The sequence below is a fragment of the Salinispora mooreana genome, from assembly GCF_000379065.1.
Classification (GTDB): Bacteria; Actinomycetota; Actinomycetes; order Mycobacteriales; family Micromonosporaceae; genus Micromonospora; species Micromonospora mooreana.
Genome location: NZ_KB900614.1, coordinates 1,067,388 through 1,083,533, shown reverse-complemented (window position 1 = coordinate 1,083,533; position 16,146 = coordinate 1,067,388). Strand labels below are relative to the sequence as shown.

The window sequence follows — 16,146 nt, the reverse complement described above, 5'->3', positions numbered from 1 at the left end:
CAATGGCGATCTGGCTGACCAAGGACTCGAAGGTCATCGTGCAGGGGATGACCGGTTCCGAGGGTTCCAAGCACACCCGGCGGATGCTCGCCGCGGGCACCGACATCGTCGGTGGGGTGAACCCGCGTAAGGCGGGCACCACCGTTGATTTCGACGGCGCCCAGCTGCCGGTCTTCGCGAACGTCGCCGACGCGATGCGGGAGACCGGCGCCAACGTGACGGTCATCTTCGTGCCGCCGCAGTTCACCAAGAGCGCGGTGATCGAGGCGATCGACGCCGGCATCTCGCTCGCCGTGGTGATCACCGAGGGTGTGCCGGTGCACGACACCGCCGCCTTCTGGGCGTATAACGTGGCGCAGGGCGAGCGGACCCGAATCATCGGGCCGAACTGCCCGGGGATCGTGTCGCCGGGCGCCTCCAACGGCGGCATCATCCCGGCCGACATCACCGGCACCGGCCGGATCGGCCTGGTCAGCAAGAGTGGCACGCTGACCTACCAGATGATGTACGAGCTGCGTGACATCGGCTTCTCCACCTGTGTCGGTATCGGCGGTGACCCGATCATCGGCACCACGCACATCGATGCGCTGGCCGCGTTCGAGGCCGACCCGGACACCGACGCGATCGTCATGATCGGCGAGATCGGTGGCGACGCCGAGGAGCGGGCTGCCGAGTTCATCAAGGCGAACGTCACCAAGCCGGTGGTTGGCTACATCGCTGGCTTCACCGCACCGCCCGGTAAGACGATGGGGCACGCGGGTGCGATCATCTCCGGCTCGGCCGGCACCGCGGAGGCCAAGAAGACGGCGCTGGAAGCAGCCGGCGTCAAGGTCGGCAAGACTCCGACCGAGACGGCCCGGCTGATGCGGGAGATCATGTCCGCGGGCTGAGCCCCGCCGACGACAGCTGGAGGGATCGGCCGTTCACGGCTGATCCCTCCAGCCGTCACCTCAGCTGAACGGATTGTTGCCACCAACGTAGAGAAGTCCGTTGCCGATGATGTTGAACACGCCGAAGGCGATGCCCAACCAACCGAGCACCGGTGAGTTGCCGAAGCGCCGCGCATCGCGGATCGACAGGTAGCCGAAGACGATCCCGAGGACCCCGCAGCAGAGCAGGCCAACGACGATACCGAGTACGCCCCAGAGCGTCGTCCGGTCCCGGCCCGCCGTCGCCTCGGGCGGAGGATATGCAGCGGTCACGGCGTGCCTCCTCGCGTCGGTGCCGCGCGGGCCGGGATACGGGGAGACACGGTTCAACACCTCCGGTGGTGGAGGTCCTCACGTGACACACCGGTCGGCCGCGGTGGCGTCCTGTGGCCGAGGCTAGACCGGATCGGAGGCAGGAGACGGTGGATCACGCAACTCGAACCCGTCCGGCGGGTTTATCGACCTGCCACTGCCCGCACGGCATGTCAGAGTGGACCTGATGTCCTCTGTCACCCCCGATCAGCCCGGTCGGCGCGCCCGGGTGGGCGCTCGCCCACCGGGGCGACCCGGGCCGGCTCGCCGGGTCCCCGCGCCACGGGCGGGTGGCCCGCCGAGTCGTCCGCCGTTGGCCGTCGCCGCAGGCGTCGCCGCTGTCGGGGCGGCGCTCACCTCCTGGCTGCCGGTGGCAGTGGTGCTCTGGTTCTTCCAGCTCAGTGAGGGTGCGTCGAGCCTGCCGGGCGCGGTCCGGGTCGGGCTGGCCGGCTGGTTGCTCGGGCACGGCGTCCCGCTGACGACGAACGCCGGTCCGCTCGGGCTCGCCCCGTTGGCGGTGACCCTGCTCGCCGGCTGGCGACTCATCCGGGCCGGGGTGCACGTCACCCGGGCCATCGGTGCCCGGGGAAGCAGGTCGCCACAGCGTGCGTTCGTCGCCGCGGGGGCGGTCGGGGTCGTGTACACCATCCTCGGAGTGCTCGCCGCCCTGCTGGTATCCGGCGGGGAACTGGACGTGTCGCCGGTACGGACCGGCCTGACCCTCGCCGTGGTTGCCACGGTTGCTGCCCTCGTCGGAGCGGTTCGTACGACCGGGCTCGGTGACCTGCTCGCCGCACGGGCGCCGCTACCGCTGCGGGAGGGGATCCGGACCGGCCTGGTCGCGGCGTTGCTGCTGCTTGCGGCGGGGGCTGGCGTCGCGGGGCTGGCGGTGGCGACCGGCGGCGGTGACGCGGCTGACCTGATCGCGGCCTACCACACCGGAGTGGCGGGACAGGCCGGGATCACCCTGGTCAACCTGGCGTACGCCCCGAACGCGGCGATCTGGTCAACCAGCTACCTGCTCGGCCCCGGGTTCGCGGTCGGCACCGACACCACGGTGCAGACCAGCGAGGTGACAGTGGGGGCGCTGCCGGCCCTGCCGCTGGTCGCGGGCCTCCCCGGTGGACCGGTGGACGGACTGGGGGCGGGCCTGCTCGCGGTGCCGGTTCTGGTGGGGATGGTGGCGGGCTGGTCGTTGACCCGTCGGGTGCTGCGGTCCGGCAGCAACAGAGCCCGGGAAGAGTGGGGTCCGCTGCTGCGCCCGGCGGTGCTCGCCGGCCCGGTGACGGGCCTACTGGTGGGGGCGGTGGCGGCGGCATCGGCCGGCCCGCTGGGTGCGGGCCGGCTGGCGGAGGTCGGACCGGTGCCGTGGCAGGTGGCGGCGGTGGCGACCGTGGTGACCGGGGCCGGCGTGCTGGGTGGCGTGGTAGCGGCCCGCTTCCTGTCCCGCGGCTGACTCCGTCAAGGCGACTAGAGGGCGCGCCCGACGACTTCCAGGACAACCCAGCCGAGGCCCAGCAACGCGCCGATCGCTCCGCAGATGATGCCGGCCAGGGCCTGGCCACGATTGTCCGCGAGCCCCTGCTCGACCTTCTGCTGGCCGAGCCATCCGGTCACCACCGCGGCGATGCCCACCGGCAGGCCGAGAAAGCAACAGGCCAGCGGGACCGACGCGATGCCGAGGATCATGGAGAGCAGTCCGAGCGTGTTCTGCTTCCCCGCCGGGAACGGGTAGCCCGCGTTCGGGTGCATCTGTACCCCGCCGTAGGGCCCCGGGTACGGCGGAGTGGTGGGCACGGCGTACGGGTTCGGCGGTGGCGGGCTCGGCGGTGTGGGCATGGCGTGGGGGTTCACCGGCGGCGGGGGGTACGGCTGCCGCGAATCCGGGGTAGCCGGTGGGGCGTACGGGTCCACCGGTCGGGCATACGGGTCCGTGGCCGGTGGGACGTACGGGTCCGTGGCCGGTGGGGCGTACGAATCCGCTGGTGGGGTGGACGGATCGTGCTGCGGGGTGGATGGGTCGGGTTGCATGCGTCCTCCCGGTCGATCAGCAGGAGCTCGAGGATTGGGGCGGGACTCCGGGCTGCATCTTTCGCTACTCCTCTGCACAGGGTGCGACATGGGGACAACTGTCGCTACCGGTGTGCGGGGGAGCGACGGCAGCGTACCTGGCCTGGTCGCTGATTCAGCGTCGGCTTGCCGCCCAGCGAACCGGCGGCCGGGCCACCCCGATAGGGTTGTCCGGTGCCTGAGCCCGCGTCTGTCGCCCGTATCGTCGTTCTCGTCTCCGGCTCCGGCAGTAACCTTCAGGCATTGCTCGACGCCGGCACCGATCCTGGGTACGGCGCCCGGGTGGTCGCGGTCGGGGCGGACCGCGACGGTATCGCCGGGCTGGACCGGGCCGCGGCGGCGGGGGTGCCGACCTTCGTGGAGCGGGTGAAGGACTATCCGACCCGCTCCGACTGGGACGCCGCGCTCACCGCGCGGGTCGCCGAGCACACACCCGACCTGGTCGTCTCCGCCGGCTTCCTGAAGCTGGTCGGCCCGCATTTCCTTGCCGCGTTCGGCGACCGCTATCTGAACACGCACAACACCCTGCTGCCGGCCTTCCCCGGCATTCACGGGCCCCGCGACGCGCTCGCCTACGGGGTGAAGATCACCGGGGCCACTCTCTTCTTCGTTGACGCGGGTACGGACACCGGCCCGATCGTCGCCCAGGTCGCGGTGCCGGTCCGGGACGGCGACGACGAGCAGACGCTCACCGAGCGAATCAAGGAGGCCGAGCGACGCCAGCTCGTCGAGCAGGTGGGTCGCCTGGTCCGTGCAGGTTGGACGATCACCGGAAGAAAGGTCACGGTTCCGTGAGTTCCAGTCAGGACGAGCGCCGCCCGATCCGGCGGGCGCTGGTCAGCGTCTACGACAAGGCCGGTCTGGCCGAGCTGGCCCAGGCGTTACATGACGCCGGCGTGGAGATCGTCTCGACCGGAAGCACCGCGTCGGCCATCGCCGGTGCCGGCGTGCCGGTCACCGCGGTGGACTCGGTGACCGGGTTCCCGGAGATCCTCGACGGCCGGGTCAAGACGCTGCACCCCAAGATTCACGGCGGTCTCCTCGCGGACCTGCGCAAGGAGTCGCACGTTGGGCAGCTCGCCGAGCATGGCATCGGAGCGATCGACCTGCTGGTGTCCAACCTGTACCCGTTCCAGGCGACCGTCGCCTCCGGGGCGGGGCCGGACGAGTGCGTCGAGCAGATCGACATCGGTGGGCCGGCGATGGTGCGGGCCGCCGCCAAGAACCACGCCTCGGTCGCCGTGGTGACCGACCCGTCGGGCTACCCCCAACTGCTGGCGGCGGTACGGGCGGGTGGCTTCACCCTGGCGCAGCGCCGGGCGCTCGCGGCCCGGGCGTTCGCGGTGATCGCCGACTACGATGTGGCCGTCGCCGAATGGTGCGCGCGGGAGCTGGTCGAGGAGGATGCGCCGTGGCCGGGCTTCGCCGGGCTGGCGCTGCGCCGCGACGCGGTGCTGCGGTACGGGGAGAACCCACACCAGCCGGCCGCCCTCTACACCGACCCGTCGAGCCCGGCCGGGCTCGCCCAGGCCGAGCAGCTGCACGGCAAGGAGATGTCGTACAACAACTACGTTGACGCCGACGCCGCCTGGCGGGCCGCCAACGACTTCTCCGACCAGCCGGCGGTGGCGATCATCAAGCACGCCAACCCCTGTGGCATCGCGGTGGGCGCGGACGTCGCCGAGGCGCACCGTAAGGCACACGCCTGCGATCCCGTGTCCGCCTTTGGTGGCGTGATCGCGGTGAACCGGCCGGTCGGCGTCGAGCTCGCCGGGCAGGTGGCGGAGGTGTTCACCGAGGTGGTTGTCGCCCCGGATTTCGAACCCGATGCGCTCGAGGTGCTGCGGGGCAAGAAAAACGTGCGCCTGCTGCGCGCCCCGGCCTACGCCCCGGCATCGGCGGAGTGGCGACCGGTCACCGGTGGGATGCTGGTGCAGGTGCGGGACCGGGTGGACGCCGCAGGCGACGCCCCGGCCACCTGGCAGCTGGCGACTGGTGAGGCCGCCGACGAGGCGACCCTGCGGGACCTGGCCTTCGCCTGGCGGGCGGTTCGAGCGGTGAAGAGCAACGCGATCCTGCTCGCCCGCGACGGGGCGACCGTCGGCGTGGGGATGGGGCAGGTAAACCGGGTTGACTCGGCCCGGTTGGCGGTGGAGCGGGCCGGTGCCGAACGGGCGCGGGGGGCGGTGTGCGCCTCCGACGCGTTCTTCCCGTTCGCCGACGGTCCGAAGATCCTCTTCGACGCCGGAGTGCGGGCGATTGTCCAGCCCGGCGGATCGATCCGGGACGAGGAGGTCATCGCCGCCGCCAAGGCGGCCGGCGTGACCATGTACCTCACCGGCACCCGGCACTTCTTCCACTGACCGAGGTCACGTCAGCTCCAGCCCACCGTCGACAGTGAGGACCTGCCCGGTCAGCCAGGTGCTGGCCGGGTCGGCCAGACGCAGGATCCAGGCGGCGACCTCGTCGGGGTCACCGCGGCGACCGAGGGGGATGCGGACGGCCTCTTCTCGCTTGATCTCTTCGATGGCCGGGTCGGAGAGTCCGGCGGCGGCCAATGCCTGGCTCTCGGTCGGGCCGGGAGCCAGGGCGTTGACCCGAATGCCGTCCGCCGCGAGTTCTGCCGCCCAGCTCCGGGTGAGCTGTTCGAGGGCGGCTTTGGAGGCCGCGTAGTGGGCGGCGCCGGGCAGGGGCCGGTGGCCGTAGGTGCTGGAGACGTTGACGATCGATCCGCGGTTCCGGCGCAGGTGTGGTAGGGCCGCGTGCGCCAGCAGGCTGGGCGCGACGACGTTGAGGTCGAACAGGGCAGCGATGCCCGCGGCCGTGGTGTGCGCCAACGGCATGATCCTGGTAGCGCCGGCGTTGTTGACCAGGACGTCCAGTTGTCCCCAGCGGTCGACTGCGGCGTCCACCACTTCCTGCGGTGCTCCGGGGTCGTTCAGGTCGGCCGGATGGACGGCGATCGTGGGGTGTCCGGCGGCGGTCGCCGCAAGGGCATCCTTGCGGCGGCCGACACCCAGCACCCGTGCGCCCGCGCCGGCGAATGCGTGTGCTGTGGCGCGGCCGATGCCGGATCCGGCGCCGGTGACGACAACGACATGTGCGGTGAGATCGGTGCAGGGTCTGGCGTTCACTGTCACTCCAATGTTCGATGTTCGTGAAACGTCGAACAAGGTATCATGAACGCCATGAAGACGGCACGACATCCCGACCGTGACGAGATCTCCCTCATCGACGTGCTGGGGGCTCTCCACGACCCCATCCGGGTCGGCCTGGTACGGGTGCTCGCCGATGGTCGCGAACGCGGGTGGGGCGAACTTCGGGCGCCGGTCGCCAAGTCCACCCTCAGCCACCACCTGCGCGTGCTCCGCGATGCGGGTATCACCCGCACCCGGCAGGAAGGCACCCGCTGCTTCGTCGAGCTCCGTGGCGGTGACCTCGACGCCCGCTTCCCCGGGCTGCTGGGCGCCGTCCTCGGCGCCGCCGATCGGGACGACGTGGGCGGCCACGTTGGCGTCGTCGGTGGCCTACCCGAGGCCCGCGCAGATCGAAAGCCTGGAGCCCCGCAGATCGAAAGCTGAGGGCCTCGCAGTTCGACCGTCGGGTGCCCCGCGGATCGAAACCCTCGGGGTTGGCATCAGGGGGTGCAGCCCGGCGGATCGATCCGGGAGGAGGAGGTTATCGCCGCTGCCAAGACGGCCGGCATGACCACCATGGCGGCTCTACTTTGCCCGGACAGCCCGAACAAAGCCGCCGACCGGACGGGCAGGAAGCCGGCGGTAGGGCGGCATGTCCACCCGGCCACCGACCCCGGCCGGCCCGGTCGGCGCGAGTCGCCCCGCGCCCGCCTCGCCCCGTGCATCAGGTGGGCCAGCGAGGCATCGGGTCAGGAGGACGTGTTCAGGAAGCCCTTGAGGAGCGTCGCGGTCTCGGCGGGGCGCTCAAGGCTCGGGAGGTGCCCGCCCCACGGCAGTTGCACGTGCCGGGCGTCGGAGAGGCGGTCGGCCAGGTCGATGGCGACCTGCTGGAAGTAGTCCAGATCGTGCTTGCCCGAGACGATCAGGGTGCGGGCCGTGATCGTCGACAGCTCGCAGTCCGCCTCCAGTTGGTCGTACTCCTCCTCCGCGGCGAGCTGTACGTCGTAGGCGTGCCGCTGCATGCCCCGTACCTTCTCGCGCGTCTCGTCGTCGGCGTCCGGTCCCAGCCAGGTACGTACGTTGAGCTCGACCGCGCCGTCCAGGTCGTCGGCGTCGACCAGAGCCTCCTCTTCGGCGTCGAAGGTGTCCAGCTCCGCGGTGGGCTCATGGTGGGGTGAGCCGGCGCAGAGCAGCGCCAGAGCGCTCACCCGGTTCGGCCAGCGGGCCGCGAACTCCAGGGCCACCCGGCCGCCGTAGGAGGAGCCGACGACGGCCGTCTGCTCGATGCCCAGTGCGTCCAGCAGTTCACGTACATCGTCCGCATTGTTGTTCGGTGCGTCCGGCACCGGTGTCTGCCCATAACCCCGGAAGTCACAGCGCACCACGCGGTACCCGGCGTCCAGTAGCGACTGCCACTGCGGGTCCCACATCCGCCGGTCACACACCGAGGAATGCAGCAGGACGACCGTGTCACCGGTCCCCGCCATGTCGTGCGAGAGCAGCACCACGTGTGCTGTACCTTCCTTCTGCCAGTTTGGTACGTCGATTGGTAGTCGACTAGTGAGCGTCAAGCGTGGACGGGTGGTGGAGCCTCAGTGGCACACCCATCCGTGTGTGTCCGGCATATGGCCCTGATGGACGGCGGTGAGCGTCTCGGGTAGGGCCATGGTCACCGTGCCCGGCCGTGCCGCCGCCGATCCCCAGCTGTCGCGGGCCGTCGTGCACGATCGTACTCCGCCGGTAGCTCGTGATTTCGGGTTGGGCAGGGCCAGGGCTGGCCGCAGCCGCTGCGGGTCCATGCTCGGGTGACCGGGCTGTGGGCGGTCATCCGGCACCGTGTAGGAAGCGGTGGGTGATTCTGCGGGCGTGCCGGCTGGTTGCCCAGTCGGCCTGCAGGCACGGGTACGGCGTCAGCCGCGACCACCAGGCGCGGCAACCGGTGCACATGCCGTCAGGTCCGGGTACGTGCGCGGCGAGGATCGCCTGTTCCTGCTGGTCGGCCGCCGGTCTCATCGATGGCCCCTGGTCTCACCATCGGTGCTCTGCGCCACCGTCGTCCGGGTAGGGGGCGCGGGCTGAGTCGGCTCGCGGTGCCACTGCGTGTCCCGTAGTCGTCTCGCCTGTTCGAGCAGCCGCCGCCGGGCCGCTTCCCGCTCAATCGCCTGGTGGCGCTCCCCGACCTGAGTTCGTGGCGACAACTCCTGCCGCCGGAGTAACCACCGCACCACGCCGGATAGCTTGGAAGAGGCCGCCATGGGTTCGCCTTTCGTCGAGTTCCGTAAGGCGGCGAGTTCCGGCACTCTCGGGAGCGAGGCCGGAGTGGTTGCCCTCCGCCAGTGACCTGGACGCTACGAGCGGTCGCGGGTGGGGGCGGGGAGAGTCTGTACCTGAGGGAGCGCTACCCCATGACGCCGATCGCGAGGGCAAGTTCCCTCGCGTCCTCCCCGACCATGCCGGGCCGGCTGGACAGCTCCAGGACAGCGGTGCGGGCATACGGATGGTGTCGCAGGGTGTCCACGCTCTCCCGCAGTGCCCGTCCGAGCAGATGCACCGCCGCCAACTCACCTCGGTGCAGCACATGCGCCCGTGCGCCCTCGATCAGGGCGGCGGCCCGACGCGTGCACGACGGAAGCGCACGGTAGTCCATGGTGTCCGCACGCCGGACCGCCGCACCCGGCCGGCACAGATCCGTTTCGATGGTGACCGCGTACGTCGCGCAGGCCGCCGGTCCGAACATCAACCACGGGTGGGTGTACGTGCTGCCAAGCCGGCCCGCGGCCTCGTCGGCGGCGTCCCATGCCCGCCAGGCCTGCCCGGCTCGACCAGCCTTGCTGTGCCCCAGCGCGAGGCCGAGCTGGGCCTGCCCCCACCGGGCCAACTGCTCATCGTCGGCTGCCGGGTCCACCAGAGTGGCAGCGTCGACAAGCACCTGCTCGGCCGCGTCGATCTGGTTGGCTCCGCGGTAGACGTGGGCGTAGTACCAGCCGGCCGCCGCGATCGCGGCCGGGTCATCGGCGTTCTGCGCGGCAGACATCGCCCGGTCAGCGGCCAGCCACACCAACTCTGGGTACGGCTGGTGGGCCAGGTACAACTGGGCGAGGTGGTAGATCCGGGCCAGTTCGACGAGCGCCTGTCGGCGGGCCAGTCCGTCCAGCCGGCGAGCGCTGCGCTGCGCTTCGCCCAGCAGCTCAGGGAGTACCCCGGCGACCGCCGTCCGTTCGGTGGTTGAACGGTGCCACAACTCCCACGCCTGACCGACCAAGCCGCGCAGCACCTCGACCTGAGTAGCCGGACCGGCCGGCAGGGAAGAGCGTTGCATCGCGGCGGCGACCTTGTCGAGAGCGGGATGACCAGCGCGGGTCACCGACGCCACGGGCAGGGTCTGATCTCCGGTCAGGTCGGCGAGGTCGTCGAGCCCCAGTACCTCAGCCAGGCGAAGCATCATGGGAAGGCGGGGCGGAAGTAGGCGGCCGTTCTCCAACGCCTTGACCCACTCCGCGCTGCGACCGACCAGACCACCGAGGACCGGTCGGGTCTTCCCGGCACGTTCGCGGTGGGCGCGTAGGCGTGCACCGAAGGTCGTCTGGTCCATCATCGTCGCCTCCCAGGTAGCGATTCTGGGCGGCGGACCGCCGGCCGATACTCCGGCACGCCACCACAGTTGACGATACTCGCCGTCACCGATACGGGAGTGTGCCGGCGATCCGGCCCGGGAAGCAGCGCATCGGTGGTCGGCGGTCGTCAGGAGGGGGACGCCGGTGCACGGAGCTCGGCGAAGTGGCAGGCCGACGGGTGCGGGTCGGCGGCCCGCGGCACGGTGTCCGGGTCCTGGGTGGCGCAGACGTCCTGTGCCTTCCAGCACCGGGTGCGAAACCGGCAGCCGCTCGGCGGGTTCGCCGGGCTCGGCACGTCGCCGATCAGGCGGATCATGTTCTGGTTGTCCCGCAACTCCGGGTCGGGCACCGGCACCGCCGACAGCAGTGCCTGGGTGTACGGGTGGGTGGCCCGCTGGTAGATCTCCTCCTCGGTGCCGAGCTCGACGATCCGACCCAGGTACATCACCGCGACCCGGTCGCAGATGTGCCGTACCACCGACAGGTCGTGGGCGATGAAGATGTACGAGAGACCGAGCTCGTCCTGAAGCTGCTCGAGCAGATTGATCACCTGCGCCTGGATCGAGACGTCCAGCGCGGAGACCGGCTCGTCACAGACGATCACCTCGGGGCGCAGCGCGAGCGCGCGGGCGATGCCGATGCGCTGGCGCTGGCCGCCGGAGAACTGGTGTGGGTACCGGTTGAGGTGCTCGGGGCTGAGCCCGACCATGTCCAGCAGCTCCTGGACCCGCCGCTGCCGGCTGCCCTTGGGTGCCGCCTCCGGGTGGATCTCGAAGGGCTCACCGATGATGTCGCCGACGGTCATCCGCGGATTCAGCGAGGTGTACGGGTCCTGGAGGACCATCTGCATGTTGCGGCGTAGCCGGCGCAACTCCCCGCCCCGGGCGGCGAAGAGGTCCCGCCCCTCCAAGGTCGCCGCTCCGGAGGTCGGCATCTCCAGCCGCATCAGCAGTCGGGCCAGGGTGGACTTGCCGCAGCCGGACTCGCCGACGATGCCGAGGGTTTCACCGCGGCGCAGGTCGAAGCTGACCCCGTCCACGGCGCGGACCGCGCCGATCTGGCGCTGGAAGACGACGCCCTGGGTGATGGGAAAGTGCTTGACCAGGTCTCTGACGGCGAGGATTGGCTCGCCGCGTACCTTCTTCGGCGGGCTAGCGGGCGCGGTCATCGCGGACCTCCTGCGCGAAGTGGCACGCGCTGGTCCGGCCGTCGCCGAGGACCAGGTCGTGCGGTACGACGTCCACGCAGACCTGCTGGACGTAGGGGCACCGGGGGTGGAAGGGGCAGCCGGAGGGGATCCGCATCAGGTTCGGCGGCAGGCCCCGGATCGTCGACAGATGCTGGCCGTGGAAGTCCAGCCGCGGGATCGATTCCAACAACCCCTTGGTGTACGGGTGGGCGGGTGACTTGTACAGCGACCGGACGTCGGCGTGTTCGACGATCCGCCCGGCGTACATGACGGCGATCCGGTCGGCGACGCCGGCTACCACGCCGAGGTCGTGGGTGATCAGGATCATCGCCATGCGGAGGTCCCGACGCAGGTCGGCCAGGAGGTCCATGATCTGGGCCTGCACGGTCACGTCCAGCGCGGTCGTCGGCTCATCGGCGATGAGGACCTTCGGGTTCAGCGCCAACGCCATGGCGATCATGACGCGTTGCCGCATCCCGCCGGAGAACTGGTGCGGGTAGTCGCCGAGCCGGTTGGCCGCGGCCGGAATCTTCACCAGCTCCATCAGTTCGATGGCGCGTTGGCGGGCGTTGCCACGGGACATCCCGGCCCGTTGGCGCAGCGTCTCGCTGATCTGCCAGCCGACCGGGAAGGTCGGGTTCAGCGCGGAGAGCGCATCCTGGAAGATCATGGCGATCTCGGTGCCGCGTACCTGCCGGCGTTGCTCCTCCGACTGGGTGAGCAGGTCGCGCCCCTGGTAGCGGATCTGCCCGCTACGGATTACCGCGGGCGGGGTGTCCAGGATGCCCATGATCGCCTGAGCGGTGACCGACTTGCCGGAGCCGGACTCGCCGAGCACGGCGAGGGTCTCCCCGGCGTCCAGGTGGTACGAGACACCGTTGATCACCTTCGCCACGCCTTCTCCGGTGCGGAACTCGACGTGCAGGTCTCGTACCTCGAGCAGGTGGCCGCCCTCCGGAGTGGGGGAGGCGGGCGTGGGTTGGACGGCGGACTGGGACACAGCGCCTGCCTTTCGCTCGCTGCCACGGGTGTGTCGGTTCCCGCGCACGGGACTCACCGGAGTTTCGGGTCGAAGGCGTCTCGGATCGCGTCGCCGAGCATGATGAACGCCAGCACGGTCAGCGCGAGGAAGGTCGACGGGACGATCAGCGGGGTGGCCGACTCGCGCATGTGCACCCGGCCACTGTTGATATCGATGCCCCAGGAGATCGTGGGTTCCTTGAGCCCGATGCCGAGGAAGGAGAGCGTCGCCTCGGCCGCGATGAAGGATCCGAGCGCTATGGTCAGCACCACGATGGCGGGGGCGAGTGTGTTGGGCAGGATGTGTCGCCACATGATCCGGCTGTTGCTCGCGCCGAGCATCCTGGCGGCGGCGACGTAGTCCTGCTCCTTGGCGGTGATCACCGACGAGCGGACCACCCGGGCCGTCGTCGTCCAGCCGAGCACCGCCAGGACGAAGATCACCGCCGCGATCCGGACCGTCGCGCTGTCGCTGGCGACTCGCTTGAGCAGCACGATCGCGGCGAGCAGCAGGGGGATTCCGAGCACGATGTCGATCACCCGGGAGAGGACGGCGTCGATCCAGCGGCCGAAGTACCCGGCGAGCATGCCGACGGTGAGCGCGATCAGCCCGGTGAGCAGCGCCGAGAGGGCGCCGACCAGAAGCGAGGCGCGGGCACCGTAGACCGCCCGAGCGTACGTGTCGCAGCCCTGGAAGTCGTACCCGAAGATGGCGCCGCCGGAGGGGCCGGCGTGCTGCCGGGAGAGTACGCAGTCGGCCGGGTCGGCGGCGGTGAACAGCGCGGGCACCGCGGCCATCGCGGTGACCACCAGGACCAGGGCGGAGCTGATCCAGAAGATCGGCTTTCGGCGCAGGTCCCGCCAGGCGTCGCCGGCGAGGCTGCGCGGTCGGCCGGGGGTGACGGAGGTGCCGCCGACCTGGTTCGGCGCGTTCGGCTCGCCGGAGGGGCCGCGCCGGGCGTTCGGGTCCTCCGACGCGGCCACCGTCTCGAAATCACTCATAGCGGATCCTCGGGTCGAGTACGGCGTAGAGCACGTCCACCACCAGGTTGGCGATGAGATAGACGACGACCAGCACGCTGACGATCCCCACCACCAACGGACCGTCCTCGGTACGGATGGCGCGGAAGAGGTTGAAACCGACCCCGGGGATGTTGAACACCCCTTCGGTGATGATTGCGCCGCCCATCAGGTTGCCCAATTCGACGCCGAGGAAGGTGACCACCGGGATGAGCGAGTTACGCAGCACGTGGATGCCGACGATCCGTCGCTTGACCAGGCCCTTCGACCGGGCGGTGCGCACGTAGTCGGCGCGGAGGTTTTCGGCGACCGAGGTCCGGGTCAGCCGCAGCGCGGTGGCCAGGGAGAGAGAGCCGAGGACGATCCCGGGCAGCAGCAGCGCGTAGAAGTCGGGGTCGGCGCCGGCGGTGGGCGGGAAGAGCTGCCACCGGACGCCGAGGAGGTACTGCGCGATGGGCGCCAGCACGATGGTCGGTACGGCGAGCACGACCAGGGTCAGCAGCAGCGTCGAGTTGTCGAAGACACTGGCCCGCCGAATGCCGGCGAGCACGCCGGCGGTGACCCCGACGAGCACGGTGACTGTCATCGCGATCAGCGCCAGCTTGATCGTCACCGGCCAGGCGGCGGCCAGGATGTCGCCGATCTGCCGTCCGGTGAGGGACTCGCCGAGGTCGCCCCGGAGAAGGTTCCGGATGTAGTCGAAGTAGCGGTAGAAGAAGCCGTCGATGCCGGTCCGGTCCAGGTGGAACTTCTCCGTCAGGTATGCCCGCTGGGCATCGGTGACCGGGCGTTCGCCGGCGAGAGCCTGGATGGGATCACCCTGACCGGCGAACATCAGCGCGTAGACGATCAGCGTGGTCCCGAAGAAGGCGAGGACCATCTGGAGCAGTCGTCGCAGAATAAAGCGGACCATACTAGGCAGTCTCTCTGAAAAAGGGCGAAGGAGAGGGGTGGTCGGGTCACCAGCTACCCGGCGACCCGACCACACCGCTTACTACGGAACTACTGGACTGCCTCGATCTTCAGCAGGTCGACCCGGTTGAAGAGGTCCAACTCCACGTTCGTGACCTTGGTCGAGTGCCCGAAGACGTTCTGGCCGTAGCGCAGCGGGATCACCGGCATGTCCTCGGCCAGCACCTCCTCGGCCTGCTGGTACTTCGCGATCGCCTCCTCCTCGGAGGCCGCCGCCGAACCCTCGGCGACCAGCTTGTCGAACTCGGGGTTGCTGTAGCCGTAGAAGTTCGACGAGCCGGTGCTGCTGTACAGCGGGCCGAGGTAGTTCTCCATGGACGGGTAGTCCATGGACCAACCCATCCGGAAGAGGCCGACCGGCTGCTCCGCCTTGACCTTCGTCAGCAGGTCCGAGAACTTCGGCTCGGCGTTGCCGACGCACGCCACATCCAGGTTTGCCCTGAGCTGGTTGCAGGTGGCGTCAACCCAGTCCTTGTGGCCGCCGTCGCCGTTGTACGAGATCTCGATCTGGCTCGGCCCGCCCGCGCTCTGGTAGAGCGCCTTGGCCTTGGCCGGGTCGAAGGTGCCAGCGTCGCCGATGGTGTTCTCGCGGTAGCCCGCGACAACCGGAGAGATGAACGAGCGGGCCGGCGTCTGCGAGTCCTTGAAGATGGCCGTCGTGATCTCCTCGCGGTCGATCGCCATCGAGATCGCCGTACGCACGTCCGGGTTGCTGAACTCCTCCTGGTAGGTCGGGAAGGAGAGGAACTGGAAGGACGACCCGGGACTGGTCTGGAACCGGTCACCCAGGTCGGTGGGGGCCGTCGACAGGCTCTCGGTCGGGATCACCTTGATCACGTCGAGGTTGTCCGAGAGGACATCCGCGTACGCGGCGGCGGGCTGCTGGTAGATCCGGAACTCGACGCCCGCCACCTTCGGCTGCTCGCCGGGGAAGGCGTCGTACCGCTCGACCTCGACCCGGGCGTCGTGCTGCCAGGTGCCCTTCATCTGGAACGGGCCCTGACCGATCGGCGCCTGCTCGTAGCCCTCGTCGAGTACGCCCGGCTCCGAGAACGCGGCCTTCGGCAGCGGGTAGAAGGCGTTGTACCCGAGCATGGTCCGGAAGCCGGAGTATGGCGTGGACAGGGTCACGGTGAAGGTCAGGTCGTCGACCTTCTCCAGGCCGGACAGCGTCTGCGCGGCCGGGGTGTCGCCCTGGAGGTCCTCGTACCCGGCGATCTTCTCGAAGAAGTAGCTCGTGGCCTGGCCGTTCGGGGCATAGGCGCCGTAGTTCCAGGCGTCGATGTAGTTGTCGGCGGTGACCGGCTCGCCGTTGTGGAAGGTGTAACCGTCCTTGAGCTGGATCGTCCAGGTGATGTTGTCCTCGGACGTCACCGACTCGGCTGCCACCTCGTACGCCTGGCTGGCGTCGTCGTAGCCGATCAGCGGGCTGAACAGGGCAGCGAGCACCTGCGAGCCGCTCGTCTCGTTGGTGTTGGTCGGCACCAGGTGCTGCGGCTCGGCGATCTCGATCCGCACGGCCGCGTTGGGGTCGGTCCCGCCGGACCCACCGCCGCCGGAGCCGCAGGCCACCAGGCCCAGGGTCACCGCGAGCGGGAGGGCTGTCCAGGCGGCGAGTCTACGAACACGCATGAAGCCTCCTCATCCTCACGCAGCGCAGGACCCGACGCTGGGTTACGCTGCGCAACGATCGACAACGGTAGGTCGCTGGTGCGCGATTGACAACGGAAGGGTTGCGAAGTCGTAACGGAGGGTGGTGTCAAGGCTTGGTGGGGGTGCCCCTCTGTGCTATTGCAGCCGCTGCTGACCTGCGCCTTTGGCTCGCCGAACCGGCGGATCGGTCGGGGTGTGTCGACCCGCAACGGCGACACCGAACCCGCCGT

At 69.9% G+C, this 16,146-nt stretch carries 16 protein-coding genes; 5 read left to right on the top strand and 11 right to left on the bottom strand.

The window, feature by feature from the left end:
• Nucleotides 1-2: 2 nt before the first annotated feature.
• Complete coding sequence (sucD, locus tag SALPAC6_RS0105115; RefSeq protein WP_018252372.1) at nt 3-890, top strand: succinate--CoA ligase subunit alpha; 888 nt, start codon at nt 3-5, stop codon at nt 888-890.
• Nucleotides 891-950: 60 nt separating this feature from the next.
• On the opposite strand, the gene SALPAC6_RS0105110 is transcribed toward sucD, so the two are convergent.
• On the bottom strand, nt 951-1,202 hold the full coding sequence (locus SALPAC6_RS0105110) for a hypothetical protein (RefSeq protein WP_018252371.1): 252 nt from the start codon (nt 1,200-1,202) through the stop codon (nt 951-953).
• A gap of 226 nt (nt 1,203-1,428) precedes the next feature.
• Here SALPAC6_RS0105110 and SALPAC6_RS0105105 point away from each other — a divergent pair, with 226 nt between their 5' ends.
• Nucleotides 1,429-2,697 (top strand): cell division protein PerM, encoded by a 1,269-nt coding sequence (locus SALPAC6_RS0105105; RefSeq protein WP_026189337.1) that lies wholly within the window; start codon nt 1,429-1,431, stop codon nt 2,695-2,697.
• 14 nt (nt 2,698-2,711) lie between these two features.
• Here the strand turns inward: SALPAC6_RS0105105 and SALPAC6_RS25365 are convergent, their stop codons facing one another.
• Complete coding sequence (locus SALPAC6_RS25365; protein WP_018252369.1) at nt 2,712-3,272, bottom strand: DUF4190 domain-containing protein; 561 nt, start codon at nt 3,270-3,272, stop codon at nt 2,712-2,714.
• 213 nt (nt 3,273-3,485) lie between these two features.
• Between SALPAC6_RS25365 and purN the strand changes: the two genes are divergently transcribed.
• Together purN and purH are read left to right on the top strand one after the other, a co-directional pair.
• Nucleotides 3,486-4,106 carry a phosphoribosylglycinamide formyltransferase gene (gene purN, locus SALPAC6_RS0105095; RefSeq protein WP_018252368.1) on the top strand — a complete coding sequence of 207 codons (621 nt, stop codon included), beginning with the start codon at nt 3,486-3,488 and terminating at the stop codon, nt 4,104-4,106.
• Nucleotides 4,103-5,674, top strand: a complete 1,572-nt coding sequence (gene purH, locus SALPAC6_RS0105090; protein WP_018252367.1) for a bifunctional phosphoribosylaminoimidazolecarboxamide formyltransferase/IMP cyclohydrolase — start codon at nt 4,103-4,105, stop codon at nt 5,672-5,674. Before purN ends, purH begins: the two co-directional genes overlap by 4 nt.
• A 6-nt stretch (nt 5,675-5,680) precedes the next feature.
• Here the strand turns inward: purH and SALPAC6_RS0105085 are convergent, their stop codons facing one another.
• Nucleotides 5,681-6,445: an SDR family NAD(P)-dependent oxidoreductase gene (locus tag SALPAC6_RS0105085; RefSeq protein ID WP_018252366.1), complete on the bottom strand. Its 765-nt coding sequence runs from the start codon at nt 6,443-6,445 to the stop codon at nt 5,681-5,683.
• Nucleotides 6,446-6,490: 45 nt separating this feature from the next.
• Here SALPAC6_RS0105085 and SALPAC6_RS0105080 point away from each other — a divergent pair, with 45 nt between their 5' ends.
• A complete protein-coding gene (locus SALPAC6_RS0105080; RefSeq protein WP_018252365.1) occupies nt 6,491-6,892 on the top strand; it encodes an ArsR/SmtB family transcription factor in 402 nt (133 codons plus the stop codon).
• Nucleotides 6,893-7,197: 305 nt separating this feature from the next.
• Here SALPAC6_RS0105080 and SALPAC6_RS0105075 read toward each other — a convergent pair whose 3' ends face one another.
• The 8 genes from SALPAC6_RS0105075 to SALPAC6_RS0105040 form a co-directional block, all read right to left on the bottom strand.
• A complete protein-coding gene (locus SALPAC6_RS0105075) occupies nt 7,198-7,956 on the bottom strand; it encodes an alpha/beta fold hydrolase (RefSeq protein WP_018252364.1) in 759 nt (252 codons plus the stop codon).
• Between the two features lie 316 nt (nt 7,957-8,272).
• A complete protein-coding gene (locus SALPAC6_RS0105070; protein WP_018252363.1) occupies nt 8,273-8,461 on the bottom strand; it encodes a hypothetical protein in 189 nt (62 codons plus the stop codon).
• Nucleotides 8,462-8,846: 385 nt separating this feature from the next.
• Nucleotides 8,847-10,040 (bottom strand): helix-turn-helix domain-containing protein, encoded by a 1,194-nt coding sequence (locus SALPAC6_RS0105065; protein WP_026189335.1) that lies wholly within the window; start codon nt 10,038-10,040, stop codon nt 8,847-8,849.
• 149 nt (nt 10,041-10,189) lie between these two features.
• Nucleotides 10,190-11,230 (bottom strand): ABC transporter ATP-binding protein, encoded by a 1,041-nt coding sequence (locus SALPAC6_RS0105060; RefSeq protein WP_018252361.1) that lies wholly within the window; start codon nt 11,228-11,230, stop codon nt 10,190-10,192.
• The gene (locus SALPAC6_RS0105055) at nt 11,214-12,299 is read right to left on the bottom strand and encodes an ABC transporter ATP-binding protein (RefSeq protein ID WP_018252360.1); all 1,086 of its coding nucleotides are present in this window, start codon (nt 12,297-12,299) and stop codon (nt 11,214-11,216) included. Before SALPAC6_RS0105055 ends, SALPAC6_RS0105060 begins: the two co-directional genes overlap by 17 nt.
• Before the next feature lie 5 nt (nt 12,300-12,304).
• Nucleotides 12,305-13,273 (bottom strand): ABC transporter permease, encoded by a 969-nt coding sequence (locus SALPAC6_RS0105050; RefSeq protein ID WP_018252359.1) that lies wholly within the window; start codon nt 13,271-13,273, stop codon nt 12,305-12,307.
• Nucleotides 13,266-14,204, bottom strand: a complete 939-nt coding sequence (locus SALPAC6_RS0105045; RefSeq protein ID WP_026189334.1) for an ABC transporter permease — start codon at nt 14,202-14,204, stop codon at nt 13,266-13,268. Before SALPAC6_RS0105045 ends, SALPAC6_RS0105050 begins: the two co-directional genes overlap by 8 nt.
• Nucleotides 14,205-14,293: 89 nt before the next feature.
• Entirely contained in the window at nt 14,294-15,895 is a 1,602-nt protein-coding gene (locus SALPAC6_RS0105040; RefSeq protein ID WP_018252357.1) for a peptide ABC transporter substrate-binding protein, read from the bottom strand.
• Between the last annotated feature and the right edge of the window lie 251 nt (nt 15,896-16,146).